General features: G+C 61.7%; 4 protein-coding genes. 3 read left to right on the top strand and 1 reads right to left on the bottom strand.

Translation table 11 applies throughout. The annotated features are described in order from the left end of the window. The 3 genes from WBF74_RS05080 to WBF74_RS05070 all read left to right on the top strand — a co-directional run. Positions 1 to 825, top strand: an 825-nt coding sequence (locus WBF74_RS05080; protein WP_424436135.1) for a lytic transglycosylase domain-containing protein, incomplete at its 5' end; no start/stop codon positions are given. 46 nt (positions 826 to 871) lie between these two features. Continuing rightward, positions 872 to 1,345, top strand: a complete 474-nt coding sequence (locus WBF74_RS05075; protein ID WP_424436132.1) for an alpha/beta fold hydrolase — start codon at positions 872 to 874, stop codon at positions 1,343 to 1,345. 21 nt (positions 1,346 to 1,366) lie between these two features. After that, positions 1,367 to 1,744 (top strand): alpha/beta fold hydrolase, encoded by a 378-nt coding sequence (locus WBF74_RS05070; RefSeq protein ID WP_424436129.1) that lies wholly within the window; start codon positions 1,367 to 1,369, stop codon positions 1,742 to 1,744. 5 nt (positions 1,745 to 1,749) lie between these two features. Here the strand turns inward: WBF74_RS05070 and WBF74_RS05065 are convergent. Continuing rightward, positions 1,750 to 2,961 (bottom strand): Na/Pi symporter (locus WBF74_RS05065; protein ID WP_424436126.1); only part of this gene is annotated, 1,212 nt, incomplete at its 5' end.

Genomic DNA, 2,961 nt, shown 5'->3' with positions numbered 1-2,961 from the left:
CTCAAGGACATGAAGCGCGAGAACGAACTCTGGATCGTGATGCTCCATCTCTCGCGCACCTTGAACGATGAAGCCGAACTGACCGCCCTTTCCGATCTCGCGCGCGATTTCGGCGATCAGAAACTCTCGCTCCGCATCGCCAAGAACGCGATGCTGCGCAACATCGTTCTCGCCGAACACGCCTACCCGACCGATGCCATGCCCGCATGGACGCATCGCGGCCCGCCTGTGGAACGCGCGCTTGTCTATGGCCTGTCGCGTCAGGAAAGCGAATTCGACCCGAATGCTCTCAGCCCCGCCGGTGCGCGCGGCCTCATGCAGCTCATGCCCGGCACGGCGCGCATCGTCGCAAAGCAGGTGGGCCTGCCTTATTCGCCCGCAAAGCTGACGGACCCGGTTTACAACACGACGCTCGGGGCCGCCCATCTCGGCGACCTTGTCGAGAACACTTTTGACGGCTCTTACATCATGAGCATCGCCGCCTATAACGCTGGCTCCTCGCGCGTGCGCGAATGGGTGAACCGTTATGGTGACCCGCGCTCCACCGCCGTTGATCCGATTGACTGGATCGAGAACATCCCCTTCTCCGAAACGCGCAACTATGTGCAGCGCGTGATGGAAAATCTGGAAGTCTATCGCAGCCGCCTGAGCGGAAAGCCGGAGCCTGTCCGCATCGATCAGGACTTGCGTCGCCATACGGGAGTTACCCCCATTACCGCGCCGCCGCCCACACCAAAGCCAAGCAATGTGCCGCTTGCACCGCCTTCATCCGGCGCAGCGTCTGGTACCGGCATGACACCCGTCATCGAGACGGGAGACCGCTGACGACACCCTGCCCGCCATCACGAGCCCCCATCGCGGAGAGCCACACATGACCGCCCCCTATCAGGACATTTTCTATACAAGCCAGGACGGCCTGAAGCTCTATGCGCGCGACTATGGCGACCGCGCGTCACCCGGAACGCCCGTCATCTGCCTGCCGGGCCTCACGCGAAACTCCCGCGACTTTGACACACTCGCCGAACATCTCGCAGATCGGCACCGCGTTCTCTGCCCCGACTTTCGGGGCCGCGGACTTTCTGCCTGGTGTGACAACTGGTCCGACTACACACCCGTTCACGAGATGATGGACACGCTCGACCTGATGGGCGCCGCAGGCGTCGGTCAGGGGATATTCATTGGCACCTCGCGCGGCGGGCTTGTCACCATGGCGCTCGCGGCCTTCCGTCCCAATGTCATCAAGGCCGCGATCCTCAACGATATCGGGCCGGAAGTGGACAAGCGCGGCATTGAGCGCATCGCCGGTTATGTGGGCCTGATGGAGCCGCCCGCCACATGGGACTAGGCAGCCGTGAAGCTCCGTGTGATGAATGAACGCGAATTTCCAAACCTTTCGGCGGAAGAATGGCGCGCCTTTGCAAAGCGCACCTTTGCCGAACAAGATGGCGCGCCGAAGCTTGACTATGATCCGAAGATCGGCACCGCCATGCGCAAGGGGCTTGATGCCGCAAAGGGCGAGATACCGACCATGTGGCCGCAATTCGCCTCGCTCGCGCAGAAGCCTGTTTTCGTCATCCGTGGCGAAAACTCCGATCTTCTGACCAAAGAAATTGTTGAGCGCATGGAAGAAGCCGGCCCCGATGTTTCCTCTCTGACGGTCAAGGATCGTGGCCACGCGCCTTTCCTTGATGAGCCGGAAGTGCTCGCCGCCATAGACACATTCCTCGCCCGCATCGAGGGCTGACCGCTCTATTCGTTCCGCGTCACCACAGCCGCAAACTCTGCCGAGGCATCGGGATCGTAAGGGGCCGCCAGAAGCGCTTCTGCCGCATTGATCCGCATGGCCGCGCGCACAGCATGATGTGCAACGCGGCGCAGCAGATCGACCTCGCGCATCGCATCATCAAGATGCACCAGCCGCTCGAACTGGCCCTTGGCAGCAGCAGAGAGAATGACCTGCTTGGCGTGCACATACCCCTCTTCGAAGGACATCCCGGTCTCGGTGAGCCACCCGACATCACTTTCTGACAGAAGCCTCGGGCCTGACAGAAAATCGACAAGCTTCATCCGATAATGCGCGACCACATCTCTCACCGTCTCGGGAAACTGTGCCTCATCCGGCGCGTGATCGAGCAGGCCCTGCAACTCTTTCGACAGTCCGTTCCAGTGCTGCAAGGCCCGCAAGATATGCGCGAGCGTGTCTGGCACGCCAGCGGTCAGCCGCTCCGCGGAAATCATGGCCGCATATTCGCGGATCGTCTCTGCAAGCCGCGCGACCACGCCCACCCGGCGGCGCAAATAGGCGGCCTGCCCGGCCGGATCTTTCAGATAGGTCACGCCTGCCGTGGTGACGAGACCGCCAAGCCGCCGCAATTCGAGCAAAAGGGCCGACACGCCCAGCGATGGCGTTTCGAGAAGCGTCCTGTCGAGATAGTGCGGGCGCGCATCATTCTCTTCATCCGACACGAACATGACCTGAAGACGCTTCGTCAGCCGCTCACCCAGAAACCAGAACAGAATGACGCCGCAGACATTGAAGAGCGTATGAAACAGCGCCAGCACCGTTGCGGGTTCGGAGGGCAGATGGCCCGCCTCTGCAAGCCACTCACAAACCGCCACAAAGATCGGCAGCAGGGCGAGCGCGATCCCGCCCATCGTCAGACTGAAGACGACAGGACTCGCCGCGACGCGCTTCGCATTGGGCGTTGCATTGATGACCGCGAGAATGGCAGGAACCGTAGAGCCGAGATTGGCGCCGATCACCGTCGCCGCCCCTGCTTCAAGCCCGATCAACCCGCCCGCCGCGGCAGAAAGCGCAACCGCGATGGAGGCGCTGGACGACTGCACGAGAGACGTGATTGCAAACCCGATCAGGACGAAAAGCACGTTCTGAAAAAAGCCGCCTGACAGCGTATCAAGCGAGAAGCCCGGTGCGAGCCCCTCGAACATTTCCTTCAGCAC

Origin of the sequence: Parvibaculum sp. (assembly GCF_049672805.1) — a bacterium.
GTDB lineage: Bacteria > Pseudomonadota > Alphaproteobacteria > Parvibaculales > Parvibaculaceae > Parvibaculum.
The sequence above is the reverse complement of the archived record's forward strand: the minus strand, read 5'-3'. Positions and strand labels throughout refer to the sequence as shown.

Coding starts and splice junctions, on each gene's coding strand:
- WBF74_RS05070 (WP_424436129.1), top strand. CDS start 1,367: ATGAATGAACGCGAATTTCCAAACCTTTCGGCGGAAGAATGGCGCGCC.
- WBF74_RS05075 (WP_424436132.1), top strand. CDS start 872: ATGACCGCCCCCTATCAGGACATTTTCTATACAAGCCAGGACGGCCTG.